The sequence below is a fragment of the Sulfurospirillum sp. UCH001 genome (assembly GCF_001548035.1).
Classification (GTDB): domain Bacteria; phylum Campylobacterota; class Campylobacteria; order Campylobacterales; family Sulfurospirillaceae; genus Sulfurospirillum.
This window is the reverse complement of record NZ_AP014723.1, coordinates 1785236-1809574: the sequence shown is the minus strand read 5'-3', so window position 1 is coordinate 1809574 and position 24339 is coordinate 1785236. Positions and strand designations below refer to the sequence as shown.

The 24339-nt window shown below is 37.7% G+C and carries 24 protein-coding genes; 22 read left to right on the top strand and 2 right to left on the bottom strand.

The window, feature by feature from the left end; all coding sequences use genetic code 11:
• Positions 1-29: 29 nt before the first annotated feature.
• From truB to metK, 10 genes are all read left to right on the top strand, one after another.
• Positions 30-818: a tRNA pseudouridine(55) synthase TruB gene (truB, locus tag UCH001_RS09075; protein ID WP_067178507.1), complete on the top strand. Its 789-nt coding sequence runs from the start codon at positions 30-32 to the stop codon at positions 816-818.
• 1 nt (position 819) lies between these two features.
• Positions 820-1047: a carbon storage regulator CsrA gene (gene csrA, locus UCH001_RS09070; RefSeq protein WP_067177130.1), complete on the top strand. Its 228-nt coding sequence runs from the start codon at positions 820-822 to the stop codon at positions 1045-1047.
• Positions 1047-1832, top strand: a complete 786-nt coding sequence (locus UCH001_RS09065; RefSeq protein ID WP_067177128.1) for a 4-(cytidine 5'-diphospho)-2-C-methyl-D-erythritol kinase — start codon at positions 1047-1049, stop codon at positions 1830-1832. Before csrA ends, UCH001_RS09065 begins: the two co-directional genes overlap by 1 nt.
• Entirely contained in the window at positions 1825-2289 is a 465-nt protein-coding gene (gene smpB / locus UCH001_RS09060) for an SsrA-binding protein SmpB (protein WP_067177127.1), read from the top strand. Before UCH001_RS09065 ends, smpB begins: the two co-directional genes overlap by 8 nt.
• A 57-nt stretch (positions 2290-2346) precedes the next feature.
• Positions 2347-2949 (top strand): TlpA disulfide reductase family protein, encoded by a 603-nt coding sequence (locus UCH001_RS09055; RefSeq protein WP_067177125.1) that lies wholly within the window; start codon positions 2347-2349, stop codon positions 2947-2949.
• A gap of 9 nt (positions 2950-2958) precedes the next feature.
• Positions 2959-3267, top strand: a complete 309-nt coding sequence (clpS, locus tag UCH001_RS09050) for an ATP-dependent Clp protease adapter ClpS (protein ID WP_067177123.1) — start codon at positions 2959-2961, stop codon at positions 3265-3267.
• Between the two features lie 104 nt (positions 3268-3371).
• Positions 3372-5570, top strand: coding sequence for an ATP-dependent Clp protease ATP-binding subunit ClpA (clpA, locus tag UCH001_RS09045; RefSeq protein ID WP_067177121.1), 2199 nt, complete (start codon positions 3372-3374; stop codon positions 5568-5570).
• Complete coding sequence (gene aat / locus UCH001_RS09040; RefSeq protein WP_082705707.1) at positions 5560-6240, top strand: leucyl/phenylalanyl-tRNA--protein transferase; 681 nt, start codon at positions 5560-5562, stop codon at positions 6238-6240. The genes clpA and aat overlap by 11 nt, the downstream gene beginning before the upstream one ends.
• A 38-nt stretch (positions 6241-6278) precedes the next feature.
• Positions 6279-7184, top strand: coding sequence for an AEC family transporter (locus UCH001_RS13170; protein WP_067177119.1), 906 nt, complete (start codon positions 6279-6281; stop codon positions 7182-7184).
• Between the two features lie 219 nt (positions 7185-7403).
• Positions 7404-8618 carry a methionine adenosyltransferase gene (gene metK, locus UCH001_RS09030; RefSeq protein WP_067177118.1) on the top strand — a complete coding sequence of 405 codons (1215 nt, stop codon included), beginning with the start codon at positions 7404-7406 and terminating at the stop codon, positions 8616-8618.
• A gap of 42 nt (positions 8619-8660) precedes the next feature.
• Here the strand turns inward: metK and UCH001_RS09025 are convergent, their stop codons facing one another.
• On the bottom strand, positions 8661-9899 hold the full coding sequence (locus UCH001_RS09025) for an apolipoprotein N-acyltransferase (RefSeq protein WP_067177116.1): 1239 nt from the start codon (positions 9897-9899) through the stop codon (positions 8661-8663).
• An 11-nt stretch (positions 9900-9910) separates the two neighbouring features.
• On the opposite strand from UCH001_RS09025, the gene yajC reads away from it, so the two are divergent.
• From yajC to UCH001_RS08965, 12 genes are read left to right on the top strand one after another with little or no spacing between them, the layout of a single operon-like run.
• On the top strand, positions 9911-10186 hold the full coding sequence (yajC, locus tag UCH001_RS09020; protein ID WP_067177114.1) for a preprotein translocase subunit YajC: 276 nt from the start codon (positions 9911-9913) through the stop codon (positions 10184-10186).
• Complete coding sequence (gene secD, locus UCH001_RS09015) at positions 10179-11762, top strand: protein translocase subunit SecD (RefSeq protein WP_067177112.1); 1584 nt, start codon at positions 10179-10181, stop codon at positions 11760-11762. Before yajC ends, secD begins: the two co-directional genes overlap by 8 nt.
• Positions 11762-12733 carry a protein translocase subunit SecF gene (secF, locus tag UCH001_RS09010; RefSeq protein WP_067177110.1) on the top strand — a complete coding sequence of 324 codons (972 nt, stop codon included), beginning with the start codon at positions 11762-11764 and terminating at the stop codon, positions 12731-12733. The genes secD and secF overlap by 1 nt, the downstream gene beginning before the upstream one ends.
• 15 nt (positions 12734-12748) lie before the next feature.
• Positions 12749-15196 carry a leucine--tRNA ligase gene (gene leuS / locus UCH001_RS09005; protein ID WP_067177108.1) on the top strand — a complete coding sequence of 816 codons (2448 nt, stop codon included), beginning with the start codon at positions 12749-12751 and terminating at the stop codon, positions 15194-15196.
• Between the two features lies 1 nt (position 15197).
• On the top strand, positions 15198-15713 hold the full coding sequence (gene lptE / locus UCH001_RS09000) for an LPS assembly lipoprotein LptE (RefSeq protein WP_067177106.1): 516 nt from the start codon (positions 15198-15200) through the stop codon (positions 15711-15713).
• Positions 15697-17241 (top strand): GGDEF domain-containing protein, encoded by a 1545-nt coding sequence (locus UCH001_RS08995; RefSeq protein WP_067177105.1) that lies wholly within the window; start codon positions 15697-15699, stop codon positions 17239-17241. The genes lptE and UCH001_RS08995 overlap by 17 nt, the downstream gene beginning before the upstream one ends.
• Entirely contained in the window at positions 17241-18395 is a 1155-nt protein-coding gene (locus UCH001_RS08990) for a folylpolyglutamate synthase/dihydrofolate synthase family protein (protein WP_067177103.1), read from the top strand. The genes UCH001_RS08995 and UCH001_RS08990 overlap by 1 nt, the downstream gene beginning before the upstream one ends.
• Positions 18385-19290, top strand: a complete 906-nt coding sequence (locus UCH001_RS08985) for a peptidoglycan DD-metalloendopeptidase family protein (protein WP_067177101.1) — start codon at positions 18385-18387, stop codon at positions 19288-19290. Before UCH001_RS08990 ends, UCH001_RS08985 begins: the two co-directional genes overlap by 11 nt.
• Positions 19224-19625, top strand: a complete 402-nt coding sequence (locus UCH001_RS08980; protein ID WP_067177100.1) for a polymer-forming cytoskeletal protein — start codon at positions 19224-19226, stop codon at positions 19623-19625. The genes UCH001_RS08985 and UCH001_RS08980 overlap by 67 nt, the downstream gene beginning before the upstream one ends.
• A complete protein-coding gene (gene mfd, locus UCH001_RS08975; RefSeq protein WP_067177098.1) occupies positions 19626-22595 on the top strand; it encodes a transcription-repair coupling factor in 2970 nt (989 codons plus the stop codon). It abuts the gene before it with no gap.
• Positions 22592-23401, top strand: a complete 810-nt coding sequence (locus tag UCH001_RS08970; protein WP_067177096.1) for a TIGR00282 family metallophosphoesterase — start codon at positions 22592-22594, stop codon at positions 23399-23401. The genes mfd and UCH001_RS08970 overlap by 4 nt, the downstream gene beginning before the upstream one ends.
• A complete protein-coding gene (locus UCH001_RS08965; protein WP_067177094.1) occupies positions 23391-24056 on the top strand; it encodes a 3-methyladenine DNA glycosylase in 666 nt (221 codons plus the stop codon). The genes UCH001_RS08970 and UCH001_RS08965 overlap by 11 nt, the downstream gene beginning before the upstream one ends.
• Before the next feature lie 14 nt (positions 24057-24070).
• Here UCH001_RS08965 and UCH001_RS08960 read toward each other — a convergent pair whose 3' ends face one another.
• Positions 24071-24298: a YdcH family protein gene (locus UCH001_RS08960; RefSeq protein WP_067177093.1), complete on the bottom strand. Its 228-nt coding sequence runs from the start codon at positions 24296-24298 to the stop codon at positions 24071-24073.
• Between the last annotated feature and the right edge of the window lie 41 nt (positions 24299-24339).

Here is a 24339-nt window from a genome sequence, read left to right as displayed (position 1 = left end):
GTCTTTTTGTTGCATATAAGCCTGCCAATATGGTGTGTAACCATTTTTTAAGCCGTATTAAAAGACGTTACAATGTAAAAAAAGCGGGTTTTTCAGGTACACTGGACCCTTTTGCGCAGGGTGTTTTGATCGTTGCCTTTGGACAGTTTCCAAAATTGTTTCGTTTTTTGAAAAAAGCACCAAAGACCTATCGTGCGACCCTATGGATAGGTGCGTCAAGCCCAACATTAGATATCGAAAAAGTCGATAACGTTGAAGTGATGTTGCCATTTCATCCTGATTCTGTCAATTTTGTGTTGCAAAGTATGATTGGTGAAAAAACTTATTTGCCTCCTAAATATTCAGCCAAGAAAGTTGATGGAGCACGTGCCTACGACCTTGCTCGCGCCGATAAAGAGTTTGAGTTAAAAGCCATTACCAGTACGATTTACGACTGCCATTTAGTGCATTATAGGCCCCCTTTTTTAACATTTGAAATTACGATTTCTGAAGGTGGCTATGTAAGAAGTATCGGTGCTTTAATTGCAGAGAGATTCGGATTTAGAGGGTGTTTAAGTGCGCTGGAACGCCTCAATGAAGGAAGTTTTATCTATGAGAATGAAAAAGCACTCAATCCACTAGAGTATCTAGATCTTCCACAAAATGCTTATCTGAAAGATCCACAAGATATTCTTTTAGGTCGCAAACTCAGTGTAGAAAATTTTGAAAAACAAGAAGAGGGTATTTATCAGATTGTTATCGATGAGGTACTCAGCGTTGTGGAAATCAGCGCAAATGGAGTAGAATATCTTCTAAATTCACTATCGCTAAAGGCGTAACATGTTAATACTCACACGAAAAATCGGAGAGGGTGTTGTTTTAAATGAAAATATTACGGTGCGTGTTGTCGAAATTTCCAAAGGCGTTGTCAAACTTGGTTTTGATGCACCCAAGGATATGTTGATTTTAAGAGAAGAGCTTGAGAGGGCGATTAAAGAAGCCAACATTGAAGCAAGTAAAAGTGTTAGCCATGATGCACTTTTAGATTTAAGTAAGAAGTTCAAATAATGCACTATAAAGCCTATGCTAAAGTCAATATTTTTTTAAAAATCGTAGGAACACGTGGTAATTACCATGAGCTTGTTTCTCGTTTTATGATAGTTCCATCTTTGTTTGATACGCTTTCTTTTGTTCCCAAAAAGAGCAAAGAAGCCTTTGAATTGGTGGGTGATTTTAATTGTGCATTAGAGCATAATACCTTGTATCGTACATTTATGGTGCTTAAATCGCATGGTTTTGCCAAAGAGGTTGAACGTGTTATGGGTATGTATGCGCTTCAGGTCAGTAAAAACATTCCTACAGGTTCTGGACTTGGTGGTGGAAGTAGCGATAGTGCAACGTTTTTAAAAATGCTCAATGATGTAGGTAATTTAGGACTCAGCCTAGAAGAGATGATGAAGCTTGGCAGTGAAGTAGGTGCAGACGTACCATTTTTTGCTTCAGGATATGAGAGTGCCAATGTGAGTGGCATCGGTGAAATTGTGGAAAAATACGATGAAGCTGCACTTGATATAGAAGTATTTACCCCTCCACTTGCCTGCAATACGGCGATGGTGTATAAAACGTATAGGGAATATTTCTTGCAATCCATGGATCAAGCGTTAGCATCGAAAATGGTGACATTGAAGAGTGTAGAGCTTCTCAGCCATTTTAGTAAAGAAGAACTTAATGATCTGTTCCCCGCATGTCTAAAAGCTTACCCAGAGCTTGGCATTTATGCTAAAGAGGGGTGGTTTTTTAGTGGCAGCGGAAGCAGTTTTTTTAGATTAGCGCATAAGGTAAAGAATGGGTGAAGCTGTTGCACGCAATAAAAAAGCGTTCCATGACTATGAAATTTTAGAAAAGCTAGAAGCAGGAATTGTACTTCAAGGCAGTGAAGTAAAAGCAATTCGCCAAGGAAGAGTCAATCTTAAAGATTCGTTTGTAAAGATTATCAAGGGAGAGGCATTTTTGCTTAATGCGCATATTTCGCATCTTTCAACGGCAAATTTGCACTATGCTCCTAATGAAAGAGCTCCAAGAAAGTTGCTTTTGCATATGAAACAGTTACGCAAATGGGATATGAAAGTCGCAAAAGATGGACTGACTATCGTGCCGCTTGCTATTTATTTCAATGCAAAAAACCTTGCAAAGGTAGAGATTGCTTTAGCACGTGGTAAAAATATTCATGATAAGCGTGAGAGCTTAAAAGAAAAAGATGCTCAAAGAGAAGCTAAAACAGCTATGAAAAATCATGCTTACAAAGAGTAGTTTACATATTATTTATCTTAACAAAGTAGAATAAACCAAAAGTTGTATGAGGGAAACATGAAAAAATTAATCAGTTTAATCGCAGTTGTGACATTGCTCTTGTTTTTAGGATGTGGTTCGGAATCATCGAGCGTTCCGGCGGTCAAAGAAACCTATAAAGAGGGTGATAAAGTTGAGATTAAAAGTGTCTCAGGTGCCAAGCTAACATTGCTTCGTAAAAATGGTGGTTTTGTACTTGAAGATGATGAAAACAAAGTTGTTTTAATCGATATTTTCGGCACATTTTGTGTTCCATGTCAAGAAGAAGCACCTTCTTTAATGGATTTTCAACTTCAAAACAGCGATGATGTTATGTTAATCGGATTGAATTATTTTGAAGAAGTAAGTGATGAATATGTGGTTGAAAATTTTGCTGCAAAATACAATGCGTATTATTTCATAACCAATTCACCAAAAAATAAAAAAATCGTAGAAACAATTGTTCAAGACATTGCCTATAAAGGAACATTGCAAGTACCTTTTAAAGTCGTGTTGAAAGATGGTAAATACCAAAAAGTAACCGACATTTACAATCCGTCAAATGTTGAAAATAAGTTTTATATCGGAAAAGTAGGTTTGGATATTATCCAAAAAGATATTGACAAACTGACAGCAAAATAGAGGTTTTTAATGCACCGCTTAGAAGGAGATTTTCAAAACGAAACGATTGATGCTATAGAGATCAAAGAGCCAAGAATGTATAAGGTTTTGTTGCTCAATGATGATTATAGCAGTATGGAATTTGTCATTAAAGTTTTAATGCAAATCTTTCATCATAGTTTTGAAAAAGCAACTGAAATTATGCTCAGCGTTCATGAACAAGGAAAAGGTCTTTGTGGTGTTTATACCTATGAAATTGCTGAGACAAAAGTAGCGCATGTACGAAAAATGGCAAAAGAGGAAAAATTTCCACTTCGTGCTATTATGGAAGAAGAATGATGTATATCATTCTGCCAACGTTGTTGGCAGGCTTTAGTGCCAAGTGCAGCGTAGCTTTTAGAGCTTTGCTGTAAAAGCGTATTAAAGTAAAAAAGGAGGGATTTATGGTTAGTCAAGAACTCAATTATGTTTTTAATGATGCGATTGCATTTGTCAGAAAACATCGCTACGAATACATCACTGTGGACCATCTCTTCTTTGCATTACTGAACAATGAACATGTGACTGAACTCCTTATCAATTGTGGATTAAGCATTACATTTTTGCAACGCTCGATGGAAAAGTATTTTGTGGCAAATCCTCAAGTTGTTCCTAGTGATGAAAATTATGAGCCGTTAGAGACCGTAGCACTGTCTCGCGTGGTCGAATCTATGATGTTACATGTCAAAAGTGCAGGAAAATCAGAAGCAAGTGTGTTTGATCTTCTAATCGCTATGATGGATGAAAGTAATGCTTTTTGTGTTTCCCTTTTATTGCAACAAGGCGTTGATAAACTGTTGATTGTTGAAGAAGTCACTGCTATGAGTGCCCCACAACATAAAGAGCAAAGCCTAAATGAGCAACAAGAGAATGCCCTTGCAAAATATACCCTTGATTTAATCGCCCTTGCCAAACAAAAGCAGATAGACCCGTTGATTGGGCGTGCTGATGAAGTTAAACGTGTGATGCAAGTATTGTGTCGCAGAAAGAAAAACAATCCTCTGCTTGTGGGTGAACCCGGTGTTGGTAAAACAGCTATTGTCGAAGGTTTGGCTGCAAAAATTAGCGAAGGTGCTGTGCCTGAAATCTTAAAAGAAACACCGGTGTATGCCCTAGATATGGGCTCTTTACTTTCTGGTACCAAATACCGTGGTGATTTTGAAAAACGCCTCAAAGAGATTTTAACAGAGTTAGAAGCTAAAAAAGGTGCGATCTTATTTATCGATGAGATTCATACCATTGTAGGAGCAGGAGCAACAAGTGGTGGCTCGATGGATCTTTCTAACTTGCTTAAGCCAGCATTAGCGTCTGGAAAAATTCGCTGCATTGGTGCAACAACGTACGGAGAGTTTCGTAATTTCTTCGATAAAGACAAAGCGCTCAGCCGTCGTTTTGCCAAAATTGATGTGTTAGAACCAAGCATTGAAGACTCCTTCTTAATTCTGAAAGGACTTAAGGGAAGTTATGAAAAACATCATGGTGTTAAGTACCCGACTGAAGTTATTAGGGCTTCTGTAGAGCTTGCCAAAAAATATATTAGCGATAAGTTCTTACCAGACTCTGCGATTGATCTTATCGATGAAGTGGGTGCGTCGTTTCATTTGGATAAAAAACGTAAAAAAGTCGTGGAACTCAGCGACATAGAAGCCGTTCTTTCTCGCATTGCAAACATCCCAAGCCGTAGCGTTACCAAAGATGAAGGCGAAGTGATGCAGCACTTAGAAGCGCATCTAAAATCGAAAATTTTTGGACAAGATGCTGCCATTGAAGCGCTCGTGAAGGCGATCAAACGCAGTCGTGCAGGGCTTGGTCATCCAACCTCTCCAATAGGTTCTTTCTTGTTTGCAGGACCGACTGGTGTAGGTAAAACGGAAGTTGCAAAACAACTAGCTTATGAGTTAGGTGTGCATTTCGAACGCTATGATATGAGCGAATATATGGAAAAGCATACGGTTAGTCGTCTCATTGGAGCACCTCCTGGTTATGTGGGGTATGATGAGGGTGGACAGCTAAGCGAAGCGATCAAAAAGCATCCATACAGCGTTCTTTTGTTAGATGAGATTGAAAAAGCATATCCTGATATGCTCAATATCTTGCTCCAAATTTTTGATAGCGCAACGTTAACCGATAACAATGGCACAAAGATTGATTTTCGTAATGTCATCATCATCATGACATCCAATCTTGGAACAAAAGAAGCCCCAACCATGGGCTTTACAAAAAATGAGACTAGCAGAACAGATCATGCGATTAAAGAGTTCTTCTCGCCTGAGTTTAGAAATCGTTTAGATGAAGTGATTCATTTCGCGCCGCTTTCTGAGTCTGTGATGATCAATGTTGTGGAAAAACTGTTAAATGAACTCACTGAGCAACTCAAAGATAAAAAAGTAGAGATTGTAGCGACACTCGCAGCAAAAAAACAACTTGCAAGCGAAGGTTACAGTAAAGAGATGGGTGCACGTGTTATGCGTCGTGTTATCCAAGAAAAAATTAAAACACCACTTGCCGAAGAGGTTCTATTTGGCAAACTCAAAAACGGTGGTGTCTGTAAAATAGATTATAAATCTAAAAAATTGGTATTCGAATACAGCGGTGGCAACTAAGATACTTATTCCTCAGTTGCATTCGCGCGATTATACATTCCCTAATCCTCACGATGCAAGCTCTGAGGGCCTTTTAGCATGGGGAGGTGATCTCAAACCTGAGCGCCTCCTTCGTGCCTATACAAGAGGTGTTTTCCCATGGTTTAATGAAGGCGATCCGATTCTTTGGTGGTCGCCTGACCCTAGGCTTATTCTTTTTCCCTCAGACATCAAAATCTCCAAAAGTTTAGCCAAAAGTATGAAACTGTATGAAATACGTTATGACACCTGTTTTGAAGATGTGATGCGTCAATGCTTGTTTACGAGACTTGAAAAGGGAGAAAAAAGTTGGATTAGTGAGGCACTCATCAAAGCATTTTGTGCGTTACACTCACAAGGGTTTGCCCACTCAGTCGAAACATTTTTTGAGGGAAAATTGGTTGGAGGATTGTATGGACTCTATCTTGGTGGGGTTTTTTGCGGAGAATCGATGTTTTCCACAAAAAGAGATGCTTCAAAAGTTGCCTTAGTCGCGTTATGTGAAAAAGTGAGATGTTTAGGTGGAGACTTTATTGATTGTCAACTCCCCACTGACCATCTTCAGTCTTTAGGTGCGTGTGTGATAGAACGCAAGAAATTTTTAGGTATGTTAGAAAACGCTTTAGAAAATTGTACGACAAAACCGTGGTAATTTTGCGCCTTTTTTGCCTTTATGTATAAAAGAAGTTTATGATGATTGAACAAGTTGCTCCCGTCTTTATTTTTGTTGCCTTAGGGTATCTTTTTAAAAAAATCAAACACGATATTTCAGAAGCTTTAACCGAGTTTGTGATCTATTTCTCATTGCCTGCATTGGCTCTTTCTAAAATACGCCACATGACGTTTAGCCATGAAGTTTTTCTCATTATCGTGATTGCTTACATTACGATGGCGCTTTCGCTTTTTCTGGGGTATGTAGCAGGGCGTTATCTGAAGTTGGACAAGCAAAATCTCGTGACGATAATGGTCATAGTCGGTTTTGGAAACACGGGCTTTGTTGGCTTTTCATATATTGAATCATTTTATTCTTTACACGCGGTTAGTTATGCGTTGGTGTATGATCAAATTGGTACGTTTATCGCTTTGATGACGTTTGGTGTTGCCCTAATCGCATGGGGCGGTGGCAGAGAACAGCGTGTGCGTGATGTGGCAAAACAGATGGTTTTTTCTCCTCCATTGCTTGCTATCGTTGTTGCGGTCTATTTTCAAGGGACAGAGTTTCCCGTGCTCATTGAAACGATTCTCGATAAATTTCAAGCCACACTTATTCCTTTGGTAACAGGTATTGTGGGAATGAAGTTAGAATTTCGTACCTTGTCACTGTATTTTAAAGAAAACATGGTTGCCCTAAGCCTAAAAATGGTTGTAGCACCGTTTATTATGCTTATAGGACTTTACTTTTTTGCGGATTTAAAAGCGGAATGGGTCAAAGTAACATTGCTAGAAACAGCGATGCCTCCCATGACTATGGCAGTCGTTTTTGGTATTCGAGGAGGACTTAATCGAGAATTGCTCATTAATGCCTTGGCGCTCGGTATTCTCTTCTCATTTGTAAGTATTGGTTTATGGAATTTCATTATTTCGCAAGTAATCTAACACTCAAAGTTTTTTTTATAAAAAAGAGAGTATTATACTCTTCTTAAGTAAGCGGTGGGCTCACAGGAGCCTTGGTTCAAACTTTTAATTTTATTTTATGTTTCGTATCTTCTTGAAACCATAAATGGAAAACAAAAGGATGGAAAACAGGTTTTTAGACGTTATATGCAAGTCATATGAATGTTTGAAAATGGGAAAACAAAGAAATGGAAAACAAAAATGGAACACACAAAACACTACCTTTTTACCTCTGAAGTGGTAAGTCCAGGTCACCCTGACAAATGTGCTGACATCATTGCGGATAGCATTGTTGACACACTTTTAATTGCTGATAAAAATTCACGCGTAGCGAGTGAAGTTTTTGTTGCAGGTAAACACGTTATCATTGGTGGCGAAGTCAATACCAAAAGTATTCTCTCTTTTGCAGATTACGAGAAGATCGTTAAAGATGCACTCATTAAAATTGGTTATGATGGAAAATCTGCTTTTACAAAAGAGCAATGCCTTTATCCAGATGAAGTAAAAGTTCAAGTGCTTCTTAATCAACAAAGTAGCGATATCAATCAAGGTGTTGATCAAGAAAGTGGCGAAATTGGTGCAGGTGACCAAGGAATTATGTTTGGTTTTGCTTCAGCTGAAACGGCTGATTTTATGCCAGCAGCGATTACGTATGCACGTATGCTATGCGACAAAGTTTATAACTATGCACTCAAACACAACCACAAACTAGGCGTTGATATTAAGACACAAGTCACTGTGGATTATGGTTCAAAGCAAAATTTTGAAGAGTGTAAACCACAAAAAATTCATACTATTGTAGTTTCTGCTCCATCAAATGAAAATATGCCAATTGAAGAAGTCCGCGCATTAATCAAAGGCTTGATTGATGATACAGGCCTTCCAACTGATTTATACGATCCAAACGATACTATCATTCATATCAACCCAACAGGTCGTTATGTTAATCATAGCTCACTTCATGATTCTGGTTTAACAGGACGTAAGCTTATCGTTGATAGCTTTGGAGGATATTCGCCTATCGGTGGTGGTGCACAATCAAGTAAAGACTATACAAAAGTAGATCGTAGTGGATTGTATGCTGCTCGTTGGATTGCAAAACATATCGTAGCTGCAGGCCTTGCTAAAAAATGTTCAGTTCAACTTTCTTATGCGATTGGTGTAGCAAAACCAGTTTCTGTAGCAGTTGATACCTTTGGAACTTATACCAGTGCAAGTGATGATGAACTCTCTGCATTTGTACTAGAGACATTTAGCTTAACACCACGTTGGATCACCAATAAGTTTGGTTTGGATAAACCAAGCGAAGATACCTTCTTGTACGCAGATGTTGCTGCTCGTGGACAAGTCGGTCAAAGTGATTATCCATGGGAACAGCTCGATAGTTTAGAAATCTTTAAAGCACTTAAAAAGTAATCTCTCTCATTATGCTATAAAGGCGCACCATGGTGTGTGCCTTTATGGTACGATCACGCCACTTTTCCCACTATTTGCACTGTGATAAATCACAGTTTGGTATTTTTTCGCATACAATCGTAGCAATAAATACTGCAATGTTTGCTCTGTAGAAGGGCTAAACCATGCGTTATTGCTAATGACGATCATCTGTTTAGGATTTCCTTCAAACAGTTTATCGTTCGTTCCTTCATAACAAATAGCGCTTCTAAAAGGAATGTCATTGATGATGAAGTCTTGTGGTGCTTTTGCTTTCTGATAATCTTTGGCGCCATCAAAAAAGAGCTTATTGATGATTTCAACGATAAAAGCAGGAAAGGGTACCTCTTCTCCAAAAGGAACGAGAACAATCTTATGTGCTATCTGCATTTCTCCTTTTTGAAAGAGGTATGACGAATTGAAAAATCCTTGATCTTCTTCGTAGGTTAAAGAACCTGTGACAATAGTAATGTTATGCGAATATTCCTTGAGTGCTTTGATAAGTGCTGGGGCACGATTGAGGTAAAGTGGAAATGCACTTTCTGGGAAAATAATAAGTTCTTTTTTTTCAGATATGGCTTGTTCAATCAATTTAAAATTGAGATCAATTGCCTCTTTTTGATATGCGGCATCCCAACGCTGTGATTGAGGAATATGCATTGAAGGTATAGCAACATTGAGTTCTGGTAATGTAAGAGAAGAGGGTGTATACCATACAGAAAGCGCTGCGATAAGTGGTAAAAATGCAAGGCTTTTAAACCATTTTGAAAGAGCCTTGAAAAGGGCAATGCTGCTTAAAAAAAGTCCAAATGCAAGGTGCGTTGTTGAAAAATAAGTATCGATTAAAATGACTTCGAGTTTTAACCAATTAAATCCAAAAGGGTCTACAAAACTCACGCCAAATAGGAGTGGTAATTGCAGATATATAGAATACCCAAAACGTCCAATAACCCAAAATAAAAGTGCATAAACAAGAGCTATACCTAGAATAACGAAAGGAATAAGAAAGCTTAACTCATAATAGACAAAGCTAAAACTAATCCAGTAAAACCATAAGAGCCCAATAGAAAGACCACTCCAAAACCAAACGATTCGATTTTGCCCTAAAAGAAGGTAAAACCCAGCAATGGCTAAGAGTGAATTAAGGGGACGAAAGGTCAAACCAAAATAGTCAAGATAAATAAAAGCTGAAAGCAAGAGTGCTATAACAAAGGCTTTTATTATGTAAATGCGGGTAAAATATATCTCTAAATTTTTTTTCACAAAGGATTTCCATGCAAGGTTCTGCAAGTTTACTCTCTTCTTTACTTCCACTCGTTGTTCTTTTCGCAATTTTTTATTTTCTTGTGATTAGGCCTCAGCAAAAACAGGTAAAAAAACACAAAGAAATGCTTGACGCTCTTCAAAAGGGAGACAAAGTCATTACCAGTGGTGGTTTGATCTGTGAAGTTGTGAAACCTGAAGAAGATTCTATCAAAGTTAAGCTTAATGATGATGGCGTCATAGTGAAGGTTGCAAGAGAATACATCGCAAAGAAAATCGATGCCTAGTGGTGTATTTAACTACCGTTTAGTCATTTTCATTATTTCAGTAATTTTTGGAGTAGGCATGTCAATGCCTACTTTCTTGCAAAGTGAAAAAGGGGCTAAAATTGCGTTAGGCCTTGATCTTCAGGGCGGTCTTCATATGGTTTTAGGTGTCAAAACGGAAGAAGCTATCAAATCCAAAGTAAAGTCTATTGCATCAAGTATTAAATTTTTTGCGCAAACCAATGACATTATTATTGATGACTTTCGTCTTGATGAAGAGGTGCTCTCTTTTACACTTCTTGACAAAGATGAAGAGAAAAAATTGGATGAGATGCTCAAAACCGTTAGTGGTTTGCATATCAACAAAGAAGCTCTTAAATACACACTTAACTTAGAAGAGAAAGAGAAAACTCTCATTAAAGAGTATGCTATTTCTCAAGCAGTAGAGACAATTCGTAACCGTTTGGACCAATTTGGTTTGGCTGAACCAAATGTTGCAAAGCAAGGTATGGATAAAATTGTTGTGGAACTGCCTGGTATTAAAACAGCAGAAGAAGAACAACGTGCACGTGAATTAATCGCTAAAGCAGCACACTTACAACTTATGGCAGTGGATGAAAAACGACGTGATCGTGCAAATAACATGAGTCCAACAGAAGCTGCACAGTATGGTGATGTTATTTTAAGTGATGCGAGAGGTGACAACATTCGTCACGTTCTTAAAGAAATCCCTATTATTGATGGTAGTATGTTGACTGATGCGAAAGTAGCATTTAGCGATATGCATCAACCTGTCATCAATTTTACGCTCAATTCTGAGGGTGCAAAAATCTTTGGTGATTTTACAGCCAACAATGTCGGTAATCGTTTAGCGATTGTTTTGGATAACAAAGTCTATTCTGATCCTGTTATTCGTGAGCGTATTGGTGGAGGAAGTGGTCAAATCAGTGGTGGCTTTAGTGTTAAAGAAGCACACGACGTAGCAATCGCTCTTAGAAGTGGAGCTCTTTTAGCCCCTGTAACGCTTCTTGAAAAACGAAGTGTAGGACCATCTTTGGGTGCAGATAGTATCAAAGCAAGTTCTATCGCATTGGTTTCTGGCTTTTTCCTCATTGTCGGATTTTTGATTATGTACTACCATATGGCGGGTGTATTTGCGAGTATTGCATTGTTCGTAAACTTCCTTTTATTGATTGCCATTATGGCTCTTTTTGGGGCAACACTGACATTGCCTGGTATGGCGGGTATTGTTTTAAGTCTGGGTATGGCGGTTGATGCAAACGTTATTATTACGGAACGTATTCGCGAGCTTTTACGGCAAGGTGTGACCATTAGACAATCGGTTGAAAAAGGGTATGAAAACGCGATGAGTGCTATTGTTGATGGTAACTTAACCCTAGCCGTTTCTTCAGTTATTCTTTATGTCTATGGTACAGGTCCTATTAAAGGCTTTGCGATCAGTATGCTCATTGGTAACTTGATTTCAATGCTTACAGCAATTCTTGGAACACATGGTATGTATGTGGCGTTGATGTCTTACATTGAGAAAAACCATAGTATCAATTTTTGGTTTGGTATGAAAAAGAGAGGTCACTAATGGAATTTTTTTCAAAAGGTAAAATTTATAATTTTATGAAGTATGGACGTCTCTTTGTCCTATCAACACTTTTTTTAGCTTTTGTTTCTATTGTTCTTGTTTTTACAAAAGGATTTAATTACGGTGTTGATTTTGTAGGCGGAACAGTTGTTCAACTCAAATATGAACAAGCAGCTCCACTCGATAAAATCAGAGAAGATCTCGCAAAAGATAAAATGTTCGCTGGCGCGCTTATTACCGAGTTTGGATCACCAGAAGAGATCGTTATCCGCTTTTCTGCAGTCAGTGATAGTGTAGGTCAAGATGTTGGTGATCATATTAAATCTGCTTTAAAAGATACAGGTTCTTTTGATATCCGAAAAGTAGATATCGTTGGTCCAAAAATCGGAAGTGAGTTACGAACAAAAGGTATTATATCTGCAGTGTTAGCGATGATTGGTATTTTGATTTATGTTGCGGTTCGTTTTGAATGGAAATTTGCAATTGCTTCCATCATAACATTAGCACATGATATCACCATTACACTTGGCGCTATTATTTTATTTGACATAGAATTTAGTCTTGATGTTTTAGCCGCTGTTTTAACGCTGATTGGTTATTCTTTGAATGATACTATTATCATTTTTGACCGTATTCGTGAAGAGCTTGAAGAGACGAAAAATACGAATTTCTCTCAAATTATTGATATTTGTGTTTCAAAGACACTTTCACGTACGACGATTACCTCGTTGCTTGTTTTCTTTGTTGTATTAACCCTCTATGTGTTTGGTGGAGAGATTATTCACGGCTTTAGCTTTACAATGTTACTAGGTGTTATCATCGGTACATACAGTTCTATCTTTATCTCAGCTCCATTCTTGACACTCATTGGTTTTAATGTTGAAAAATATAAAGCGAAGATTGCGTTGAAAGAGAAAAATAGAATAGAAAAAGAAAAAATGCGTTCACAGTATGAAAAAGGTACCGTTTAATTTGATGGAGAGAAGATGCAATACAATCCTTTAGAACTCGAAAAAAAATGGCAGCAAACATGGGATCAAACCAATGCGTTTGAACCCCTTGCTGATATGAATAAAAAGAAAAAATATATTTTAAGTATGTTCCCATATCCTAGTGGGCGTATTCACATGGGGCATGTTCGTAACTATACGATTGGTGATGCAATTGCGCGTCATCACCGTAAAAATGGCTTCAATGTCCTTCATCCTATTGGTTGGGATAGTTTTGGTATGCCCGCTGAAAATGCAGCGATCAAACATGGTGTTCATCCTAAAAAATGGACCTATGAGAACATAGATTACATGCGTAAAGAACTCGCATCATTGGGACTTTCTTTCTCGAAAAAAAGAGAATTTGCGGCAAGTGATGTACTGTATACTAAACATGAACAACGCATTTTCATTGAGATGTTTAATAAAGGATTGGTCTATCAAAAAAGCGCAACGCTTAATTGGTGTAATACGTGTCAAACCGTTTTAGCAAACGAGCAAGTCGAAGAAGGATGCTGCTGGAGATGTGATAATCCCGTAGAACAACGTCTTCTTCCTGGCTATTACCTCAAAATTACTCAATATGCACAAGAACTTTTAGATGATTGTGAAAAACTCCGTGCTGGTTGGCCAAATCAAGTTTTAACAATGCAAGAAAATTGGATTGGTAGAAGTGAAGGTTTAGAGTTTTCATTTGAACTTACTGATTCTTCTAAAGCTAAACTTAACCATCAATTTGAAAACTATAAAGTGTTTACGACGCGACCAGATACCATCTATGGTGTTAGTTATTCAGCCTTAGCACCTGAGCATCCTATTGTCAACCATTTGATAACGCATAAATTGCTCAGTGAAGATAAAATTGCTCAGATTAAAAAAATGCAAAGTGTTGGAGCGAGAGATCGTGCACAAGCCCCAAAAGAGGGTGTGAGTCTAGAAATAGATGTTATTCACCCACTGACTGGTAAAAATGTACCTGTTTGGGTTGCGAACTTTGTCTTAATCGAATACGGTGGAGGCGCTGTTATGGCAGTTCCTGCACACGATGAACGTGATTTTGAGTTTGCAACGAAGTATGACTTAGCAATTATTCAGAGTATTGAAAATGGTACACTCTTTGATGGAAATACCGCGACCACTGAATACGGTACACTGGTTAATTCGGGTGAATTTAGCGGACTTGATTCTAAAAGCGCTCAAAAAGCGATTATTGCTCATTTTGAAGCTAAAAAAATGGGTACAAAAGTTATTAATTATAAACTTCGCGATTGGGGTATTAGCCGACAACGCTATTGGGGTGCACCGATTCCGATGATCCACTGCCCAAAATGTGGACTGGTACCTGAAAAATTTGAAAATCTTCCTGTTGCACTTCCTGATGATGTAGAGATCAAAGGCGAAGGAAATCCTCTCGATAAACATCCAACGTGGAAATTTACAAAATGCCCTTGTTGTGGTGAGGATGCAATTCGTGAAACCGATACCATGGATACGTTTTTCCAATCCAGTTGGTACTTCTTACGCTATACAACTGATCCATCTTTGTGGAATGATGCTCCATTTGATAAAGCAAGCGCGAATTATTGGATGAATGTCGATCAGTATATTGGTGGTATTGAACATGCCATTTTACATCTTCTTTATTCACGTTTCTTTACGAAAGTATTGCGTGATTTAGGTTATGTAAGTTGTGATGAACCGTTTGCCAATCTTTTAACCCAAGGTATGGTGCTTAAAGATGGTTCTAAAATGAGCAAAAGCAAAGGCAATACCGTTGATCCTGATGCGATTATTAAAACCTATGGAGCTGATACGGCGCGTCTTTTTATTCTCTTCGCAGCGCCTCCTCAAAAAGAGCTTGAGTGGAATGATAGTGCTGTGGAAGGCGCATTTAGATTCTTAAAACGTTTTGCACAGAAAAGTGAAAATGCATTGGCATGTACGTCTATTCCTAGTATCAACCATGCTTCACTTTCTAAAGAATCTAAGTATGCACGTAAAAAAGTGTATGAAGCTCTTAAAAAGTCTAATGAAATTTATGAAGGAAGTTACACCTTCAATACTTTGATCGCAGCATGTATGGAAGCATTAAATGCTTTGAGTGATCAAAATGATTCAGCCGTTTGGAGTGAAGGGTATTTTATTCTTCTGAACCTCTTAGAACCGATTGTTCCACATGTTTGTTGGGAAATGAGTGAAGCACTTTTCGGATGTAAAAATTTAGTACCTCTTGAAATTAAAGAAGAAGTTTTTGTGGAAGAGAGTATGATTTTAGCAGTGACTGTCAATGGTAAAAAACGCTCAGAAATTGAAGTGGAAACTTCTATCTCAAAAGAAGAAGCACTGCGCCTTGGAAAAGAGAGTGTTACAAAATGGTTAGAAGGATGTGAACTCATTAAAGAGATTTATGTCCCCAATAAATTGATTAACTTGGTGGTAAAGTAATATGAAACAACTTTTTCTTGGATTCTTAATAGCAGTAGTGATTAGTGGATGCGGGTATAAACCGTCTTCTTATTATGCAAAACAAGCATTGGGAGATAGGCTTTATGCGGAAGTAACCATTTCAAGGCAAGATCCAAGAAACAGTGTTCTTATTAAAGATGCTGTCAATGAAGCCATTGTAAGTCGTTTCGGTGGTAAGTTGGTTACAAAAGAACAAGCGGATAGTATTTTACGCGTCAATATTCAAAGTATCTCTTTTTCTCCAACAGTGTATGATACATATGGTTATGTTATTGCTTACAAAACAACAGTTGTCTTAGCAATGCAGTATGAAAATGCCGACAAAAAAATTGAAAAATTAACAGCCACAGGAGAGTATGACTTCTCTATTGAAGCCAATAGTGTTATCTCCGACACAAATCGCTTTGAAGCTATCCGTTATGCAGCAAACGATGCTTTAGATGAGTTTGTCTCTAAAATTGCGATTAAAGGATTGCGCAATGGCAACAACAATTAATGAGATCATCAAGGATTCATTAGAACTTATCAAAGCTGAACACCTTAATTTAACACCTGATAACTATGCAAAAGTCTTTTGTAAGGTTGCTAAGCAAAAAGGTGTTATTGTTGAAGATTGTCAAAAAGTAGACAAATACACTAAAAAACTTGATCCAAATATTGTTACGGACATGAAGCGTTTTAATATCAGTAATGTTGATGAATTGCTTGCTTTTTTAGTTGCGAAACTTAATCGTGCCAATGAGGGTGATGCCCTAAAAATGGTCAACACCCTTGCCACATTAACCAAGCGTGTCCTTCAAGCTATTACCTTGCTTCATGATACAAAAGCGACAAACCTTGCCAATGCATCATTAGAGCGCCTTGATTTTCATCAGAATTTGCAATCTATTGATCTTGTTAAAGAGAAATGGTTTGATTTTATCTCAAACTATGATGATAGTTATCTAAAAAAATTAGATGCTTTTGGGCATGTAAGTAAAGATGACCTTGAAGCAATGGTTCGAGATCTTATCAAAATTTTGAGTAAAGACAATAGTACTGAACTCTATAAGGCAATTGTTCCGCTCATTATTGCGACACTTGTACCTTCTATTGCCTCTGGCATGAATGATGAACTTGCAACCATTAGCCATGAATTACGTAATTCTCCTGATGCCCTAGGCACACCAGCGCTTCAGCAAGAGATTAAAAAGCTTATTTCTAAACGTATTGAACTTGATAAAACCGAAGTTCAAAAGAAAATTTCGGCGCTCGATAAAATTCTTGATGAGATCAATAAAAAACTTTTTGAACTTATTCAAAGTAGTAACATTAGTCATGAGCAAGTAAAAGTTATTAAAAAAGATTTACAAAATATTAATTTTGAACATGATAGCTTTGAAAATGTTCAACTCAAATTGCTTAATATTGCGTCGTCTTTGGAAAATGAGACGCGTTCTTTAAGTGAAAAGATGATGAGCAATCAAGAAACAATTACAAAGCTACAAAACCGTGTATCCAAACTTGAGTCTGCATTACTGGTTGCAAAACAAGAAGTGAAAGAGGATTATTTAACGCATGTTGCAACAAAACGTGCGCTTGCAAACGAACTTGGACGTGTTGAAGACGCTTTCATGCGTTATAAAATTGATTACACACTCTGCTTTATTGACATCGATCACTTTAAAATGGTTAATGATACTTATGGGCACGAAGCAGGCGATGTCATTCTTTCTACCGTTGGAAAGATTTTACGCAAATATGTACGCCAAGTCGATTTTGTAGGACGTTATGGTGGTGAAGAATTTTTGGTTATATTACCAAGTACAGATCTTGCACACGCCATTCATTTTGCTGATAAAATTCGCTCCATTGTTGAGCAATTTAAATTCCTTTATAAAAATGAACGCATTAATGTAACGGTAAGTTGTGGTGTTTCTCAACGATCACAACATAAAACAAAAGATGAAACACTCAGTTCTGCAGATAGCTTCTTATACAAAGCGAAAGAAGCAGGACGTAATCAAGTGATGCCAGTGTTGTAATGCAACTGCAAGCTTTTTTAGAGACAAAACCGCTTTTTTATGATGAGATTGATTATGCACGTATGCCAAAAGCATATCACAGTATAGCAACACATTTTCAACTTCCAAAAATCATTCACGTTGTTGGTACAAATGGAAAAGGTACTACAGGACGTTTTTTAGCGAACATGTTACGTGCCAATGGACTACATGTTGGGCACTACACATCTCCTCACATCCTTCACTTTAATGAGCGTATCTGGCTGGATGATGCAAATGTAGATGATAAAATATTAGAGCAAACACACGAAACTTTACTCGCTTGGCTTGAGCCTTTAATGGCAGAATCGCTCTCTTATTTTGAATACACAACGCTTTTAGCTATGGTTATTTTTTCTCAAAAATGTGATTATGTTGTTCTTGAAGCAGGGCTTGGTGGAGAATTTGATGCTACGAATGTTTTCCCAAAATGTCTCTCTGTGATAACTCCTATTGGATTAGATCATCAAGCGTTTTTAGGTGAAAGTATTGAAGAGATTGCTCAAACAAAAATAAATAGTGTCACACATGATCTCATTTTAGCAAAACAGTATGATGCAAAGGTTTATCCTATCGCTTTACAACAAACCAAAAGGCTTCACAGCAAGCTTTATAGCGTTGAAACTTTTTTTGATGAGGCGATGAGTCAAACATTACGTGCATATGGCGAAAAACATGAATTGGCAGGCTATTTGCAAGAAAATTTTAAAACAGCCCTTTGTGCATTAAAAGTACTTGGGTATGATATTGATCTAAAAACCTTTTTACCTACTGTTTTACAAGGGCGTTTTCAAAAAATATTTTCTAATGTGACAATTGATGTAGGCCATAATGTCATGGCTGCAGAAGCCTTGGTGAAGAGTTTAGGCAAAAAAAAGGTTATGTTGGTCTATAATAGTTACAAAGATAAAGATTTTAAAACAATCTTGAGTATTTTAAAACCGATTATTGAAGAGATTTTAGTGATTGAAATTGAGAGTCCACGAGCTGCTAATCAGGCCGACTTGTACACGGTTGCACATTCTTTAGAGCTTCCCATCTCTTCTTTTTCATCTATTAAAAATGATAAAGAGTATTTAGTATTTGGCTCTTTTTCTGTCATCGAAGCATTTTTAAAGGGTATACGTGAAAAATAAATTTACCGTCACGATCTCCGATGTGCATGGTTCAAGACATTTTTTATTGCATCAGATTATTAAGAAGTTTTTGCTTTATTTTACGTTGTTTGTTGCCTTATCTATTCTTATTGGTAGTTTTGTTATTTTATTTTTAATGAAAGAGGTCTCTTCTTTAGAAGCGAAAAAAGAGAGAGCTGTTGCTGAACGAAATGAGTTGATTGTACAAAATGAAGAACTTCAAGCAAAAATTTCTGAGAAAGCTCAAGAGTATGAGAATATTCGTGATAAAATAAGTAATGTTGAAGAGCTTATTGGTCTACGTGTGAATGAAGATGAGAATCTGGACACCAGACTTGAAGAGATCGATATCGCTGCTCTGCAACAAAAGACGTTTTTTGATAATATCCCAAGTGGTGATGTGATGGCGTATAGTGAATTTTCATCGCGTTTTGGTTGGAGAGAAAACCCGATTTTAAAACGTAAAGAATTTCATGCAGGCACAGATTTACGTGCACCTATTGGAACACCGGTTTTAGCACCAGCAGATGGCGTTGTCAAGTTTACTCAGTATAATCAAAATAGTGGCTATGGAAATGTGGTTTCGTTAGATCATAACTATGGTTTTGAGAGTTACTATGCGCACTTACTCAATAAACCTGTTGTGAAAGAGGGACAATTTGTTAGAAAAGGTGACCTCATTGCTTATTCTGGCAATAGTGGTATGTCCACAGGTCCTCATTTGCATTATGAACTTAAATTTATCGGACGCCTTTTAGATCCCGAACCTTTTTTAAGGTGGAAGGGTTCTAACTTTAAAGAAATCTTTCAAAAGGAGAAGAGAGTCACATGGGAATCTTTAATAAAGCTGATCAATACTCAACAACAACAGTACCCGCTTCTGAGACAACAATAGTAGCTAGCGGAGCTAAAATTGAGGGTATTTTTAACTGTCAAACACGTTTACATGTTGATGGTGAAATTATCGGAAAAGTGCTCTCTGATAGCATTGTAATCATAGGAAAACAAGGAAAGATTAGCGGTGAAATCAATGCAAGTCGCTTGATTATCAATGGTCTTTTTGAGGGAAATGCAAATTGTGATAATGTAGAAGTTTTAGAGGGTGGCAAATTTTTAGGCAAAGTTATTTCTAAAGAACTTGTCATTGAAGCCAAAGCCATTTTTGAAGGCGAAAGTAAAATAAAAATGGAGAGTGCAGAAGCACCTTCATATGAAGAGCAAAGGGATTGATTGTTACAAGCCGCGTGTTATGAATTTTTACAAACAAAAAATGGCCTCCAACTTTTAGGTGTTAAAGGTGAAAAGGAAGCTTTTTTAGCTTCTGAAGTAGCCCTTTTTCTTGGTAAAAAAAGCTATGTCTTACCTGATCTTAGAGCCAATATGGGCGATGATCTGCTCTCTTTTCATGAGGAAATGGTAGAGCTTTTACGAGTCCTTCATGCTTTTTATCAAGATCATTCCACTAAAAAGATTTTAATTTCTCCACTGCGTACCCTTTTAACACCACAGCCAAAAGCCGAACTTTTTAGTACATATGCTATCGAATTTGGAATGCGTTTGCATTTAGAGCGTTTTCGCGAGCAAATGTATTATTGGGGATATCTAGCTGTAGATGTGGTGCAAGGTAAAGGTGAAATATCGATACGTGGTGATATCATCGATATTTTTCCTCCCGATAGTGAAAAAGCCGTTCGTATAGGTCTTTTTGATGATGAAGTAGAGAGTATCCGCTTTTTTGACTGTGAAAGCCAAAAGAGTAGTAAAGATGAGCTTGAAAGCTTCACGCTTTTCCCTGCACTGTTTGCATTAGATGAAGAGCGCCATACGCTGATGCAAAAGCGTATCGATACACTTAAAAGTGATAGCTTTACCAAAGATATTCACTCTCTTGGTCTTTGGGTTTTGGGTGAAAATGGCGCTGATTATATAGAAAGTTTTAAAACCTATTTGAGTGCAGATGCCAAAGAAGAACTTGAGGAAATTGCACTTTTTGATGAAGAGGGTGTTAAAAAACTCCAACATCTTCCTGTGCTTCCAGAAGCAAAGAGTTTTCGTGAAGTTGCACCGAGCAATGTTAAAACATTTATAGAGCTCCACCAAAAAAAGAAAATCACTCTCTTGGCTAAAAATGAAGTACTCCTTCGTATGGTTGATATTGAGGCGTCTTCTGTAAAATGGGTTCAAAGTGAGCGCATAATCAATATTATGAGCGCTGACGAGATTATTCTTTCGCTCAATAAGCCATCCGCTAAAGTCAAACGAAAACGCGCCAATATTGTCCTTGATGAGTTAAAAAATGGCGATTACGTAGTGCATGAAAACTACGGAATTGGAATCTTTAAAGGTTTAACCCAAGCGACTGTTTTAGGGGCTACAAAAGATTTTGTTCTTATTGAATATTTGGGTGACGATAAACTACTACTTCCTGTTGAGAACCTTCATGTGATTGATCGTTACATTGGAGAGAGTGGTAGTCTTGTGACCGTAGATCGCCTTGGAAAAGGCAGTTTTCAAAAACTTAAAGCAAAAACAAAAGAGCGACTTTTGGAGATTGCGAGTGAGATTATTGCTATTGCTGCCAAACGTGAGATGGTCGAAGGGCTTAGCCTTTCTATGGAAAAAGATGAAATGGCTCTTTTCCAAAACGATGCAGGTTTTGTCTATACCGACGATCAAAAGCGTGTGATACATGACATTTTAAGTGACTTTGAAAGTGGCAAAATGATGGATAGATTGCTTAGTGGTGACGTAGGCTTTGGTAAAACCGAAGTGGCCATGAATGCCATCTTTGCAACTGTGCGCAAAGGCTTCCAAGCACTGCTGATTGCACCAACAACGCTTTTATGTTCACAACATTTTAAAAGTCTCTCAGCACGTTTTGCCAAATACAACATTAAAGTAGCACAACTTGATCGCTTTACGACAGCAGCGCAAAAACAGGTCATATTAAAAGAGCTTAAAAGTGGTGCATTGCAGGTGTGTGTTGGGACACACTCTCTGTTTGAAGTCGAACTGCACAATCCTGCGCTTGTTGTGGTGGATGAAGAGCATAAATTTGGCGTAAAACAAAAAGAAAAATTGAAAAATTTCCGTGAAAATGTGCATATTCTCTCCATGAGTGCGACGCCAATTCCAAGAAGTCTTAATATGGCGCTAAGCTCCATTAAGCAGTATTCTCAACTTCTGACTCCTCCAAATGATAGAGAAGATGTCAGAACGTTTGTGAAAGAGTATGATGAAAAGGTGATAAAAGAAGCCATTGTTCGTGAGATGAGGCGAGGAGGGCAAGTCTTTTTTGTTCACAATCGTATTGCAACCATTGAAGCAAAACGTAAAGAGTTGCTTTCTATGATGCCAAACCTTCGTATCTTAACGCTTCACTCAGAGATTAGTGCGACAGTAACCGAAAAAGAGATGTTGCATTTTGAAGAAAAAGCTTATGATGTCCTCTTAAGTACTTCGATTATTGAGTCAGGCATTCACATTCCTAATGTCAATACGATTATCATTGATGCGGCGGATCATTTTGGTATGGCAGACCTTCACCAACTTCGTGGACGTGTAGGGCGTAGTAAACGCCAAGGGTTTTGTTACTTCTTGGTCAAAGATAAGGAAGAACTCTCTGAATCCGCTAAAAAACGCCTCATAGCGTTAGAGTCAAACTCTTACCTTGGTAGCGGCTCTATCTTGGCATACCATGATCTTGAGATCAGAGGTGGCGGAAATTTAGTCGGTGAGGCGCAAAGTGGGCATATTAAAAACATTGGTTATTCGCTTTATCTTAAAATGCTTGAAGACGCTATTAACTCCCTTCTTGGTAAAACACCAGTGGCTTCAAAAGAGGTCGATATCAAGCTTTCTATTAGCGCATTTATCAACGATAACTATATTACCGAAGATAGAGTACGTTTAGAGCTCTACAGACGTTTAAGCCGTTGTGGAAGCGTGCATGATGTTTTAGAGATCGAAGAAGAAATGGTGGATCGCTTTGGAAAACTAGATGTTTCAACCAAACAATTTTTACAACTCATTGAGATTAAGATTTTAGCAACGAGTCAAAATATCGTACTCATTTCTAACTATGGGCAAAATATTACTATCAAATATGAAGACGATAAGAAGATAACGCTACAATCGCGCAGTCGTGATGATGACGATGTCATTGCTACCGTCTTATTGCATTTAAGGAGTAAGGTGTGAGAGTAGGTTTTATCGGCGATATTGTTGGAAAACCTGGTCGCAGCATGTTAGAGCAGTATCTTAAAAAGATACGAAAAGAGTATGAACTTGATTTTGTCATCGCTAATGGTGAAAATGCAAGTCATGGTTTTGGGCTTGGAACTCTTCACGCCAAAGAGCTTTTCTCCTATGGTGCAGATATCCTCACAGGTGGAAATCACTCGTGGGATAAAAAAGAGATCATCCCTCTTTTAGAGGTCATGCCTATTTTAAGGCCTCTTAATTATCCCATAGGCGTTCCTGGTCGAGGAGTGAGCGTCGTAGATGTGAAAGGCGAGAAGATTGCTATCGTCAATATCATGGGGCATTATGGTATGCCTATGGTCGAAAATCCTTTTTTAACAGCACAAAAAGTAGTTGATGAGCTTCATGCTGAAGATGTAAAGACAATTATCATCGACTTTCATGCTGAAGTAACATCTGAAAAATACGCAATATTACATCTTTTAAAAGGTAAAGTAAGTGCCATTTTGGGAACACATACACACGTAGGAACAGATGATTTACTGATAGATACTGGAACCTGTTATGTCAGTGATGTTGGACTCAGTGGTGCGCGAGATGGTGTTATCGGCATGGATAAAGACGCTCCTCTCAAACGTTTCCTTACAGGACTTCCAGCATCTCTTGAAATACCTAAAAAATGTAAAAAGATTTTGCAGATGGTTATTATGGAGATTGAAGAGGGAAAGTGTATTGAGGCGTATAAATTACGCATTTTTGATGACCAAGAACGTTTGCTTGCTAGGGCAGTACATGAAAAATAGCTTTGAGCTTTTGGTCGCTCTTAAAAACAGTGGTTATTTAAAAACGACCAGAGATCCATTATGGTGGCCTCGTTCTGGAACATTTTGGGTGATTATAGGTGCTATTTTAACTCAGCAAGCCAAATGGGAAAATGTTGAAAAAAGCATGGAAAATTTAGAGTGTGCTGGCATTGATAGTTTAGAGATGTTATCAGCACTCCCTATAGAACAACTTTCAGAGTATATCCGACCCTCAGGCTTTTACAATACCAAAGCTAAAAATCTTCATTTATTAACCCATGCCATACTCAAAGAGTTTGACTCCTTTGAGGTGTTTTGCACTAGAGTGGATAGAGAATGGTTGTTGGCACAAAAAGGGATTGGTGCAGAGAGTGCAGATTCTATACTTTGTTATGCATGTAAACAAGAAGCAATGGTTGTTGATGCTTATACTGCAAGACTCCTCGCTTCATTTGGCTATAGCTTTGAATCGTATGCAGAACTTCAAGAGTGGGTTGAAGAAGGCTTGCTAAGCAATCTCTCCAAAATCCATGTGCTTTATGGCAAAGAAATGTCTCTAAATGAGTTATATGCTAGGTTTCATGGAAAAATTGTGGAGTTTTGTAAAGAAAACAGTAGAGGAAAAACAGTTTTTGTAGAGAGTTTGGGCATTTAAGCCCAAACAATTTTTTAGAGATTATGCTCTTTTTTGTATGCAATAATAAGTGCATACGCTTCATCTTTAAGTTTAAGTTTCTCTTTTTTCATAGTTTCAAGCTCTGCATCACTGATGTGTGCTCTTCCTTCATCTGCATCAGTAATTTTTTGATCAAGTTCATTATGTTTTTCGAAAATTTTTGCAAAGTGTGCATTTTCAACTTTAAGTTTTGAAATAACTTCTCTATATTCGTGTAGCATTGATTCTCCTTTTATATTTGTTTTTATTTTACCAAAAAGTG

Bases quoted from the DNA above. Each gene is read 5' to 3' on its own strand.
- truB (WP_067178507.1), top strand. From the start codon at position 30: ATGGTGTGTAACCATTTTTTAAGCCGTATTAAAAGACGTTACAATGTA.
- csrA (WP_067177130.1), top strand. From the start codon at position 820: ATGTTAATACTCACACGAAAAATCGGAGAGGGTGTTGTTTTAAATGAA.
- UCH001_RS09065 (WP_067177128.1), top strand. From the start codon at position 1,047: ATGCACTATAAAGCCTATGCTAAAGTCAATATTTTTTTAAAAATCGTA.
- smpB (WP_067177127.1), top strand. From the start codon at position 1,825: ATGGGTGAAGCTGTTGCACGCAATAAAAAAGCGTTCCATGACTATGAA.
- UCH001_RS09055 (WP_067177125.1), top strand. From the start codon at position 2,347: ATGAAAAAATTAATCAGTTTAATCGCAGTTGTGACATTGCTCTTGTTT.
- clpS (WP_067177123.1), top strand. From the start codon at position 2,959: ATGCACCGCTTAGAAGGAGATTTTCAAAACGAAACGATTGATGCTATA.
- clpA (WP_067177121.1), top strand. From the start codon at position 3,372: ATGGTTAGTCAAGAACTCAATTATGTTTTTAATGATGCGATTGCATTT.
- UCH001_RS13170 (WP_067177119.1), top strand. From the start codon at position 6,279: ATGATGATTGAACAAGTTGCTCCCGTCTTTATTTTTGTTGCCTTAGGG.
- metK (WP_067177118.1), top strand. From the start codon at position 7,404: ATGGAACACACAAAACACTACCTTTTTACCTCTGAAGTGGTAAGTCCA.
- yajC (WP_067177114.1), top strand. From the start codon at position 9,911: ATGCAAGGTTCTGCAAGTTTACTCTCTTCTTTACTTCCACTCGTTGTT.
- secD (WP_067177112.1), top strand. From the start codon at position 10,179: ATGCCTAGTGGTGTATTTAACTACCGTTTAGTCATTTTCATTATTTCA.
- secF (WP_067177110.1), top strand. From the start codon at position 11,762: ATGGAATTTTTTTCAAAAGGTAAAATTTATAATTTTATGAAGTATGGA.
- leuS (WP_067177108.1), top strand. From the start codon at position 12,749: ATGCAATACAATCCTTTAGAACTCGAAAAAAAATGGCAGCAAACATGG.
- lptE (WP_067177106.1), top strand. From the start codon at position 15,198: ATGAAACAACTTTTTCTTGGATTCTTAATAGCAGTAGTGATTAGTGGA.
- UCH001_RS08995 (WP_067177105.1), top strand. From the start codon at position 15,697: ATGGCAACAACAATTAATGAGATCATCAAGGATTCATTAGAACTTATC.
- UCH001_RS08990 (WP_067177103.1), top strand. From the start codon at position 17,241: ATGCAACTGCAAGCTTTTTTAGAGACAAAACCGCTTTTTTATGATGAG.
- UCH001_RS08980 (WP_067177100.1), top strand. From the start codon at position 19,224: ATGGGAATCTTTAATAAAGCTGATCAATACTCAACAACAACAGTACCC.
- UCH001_RS08965 (WP_067177094.1), top strand. From the start codon at position 23,391: ATGAAAAATAGCTTTGAGCTTTTGGTCGCTCTTAAAAACAGTGGTTAT.
- UCH001_RS08960 (WP_067177093.1), bottom strand. From the start codon at position 24,298: ATGCTACACGAATATAGAGAAGTTATTTCAAAACTTAAAGTTGAAAAT.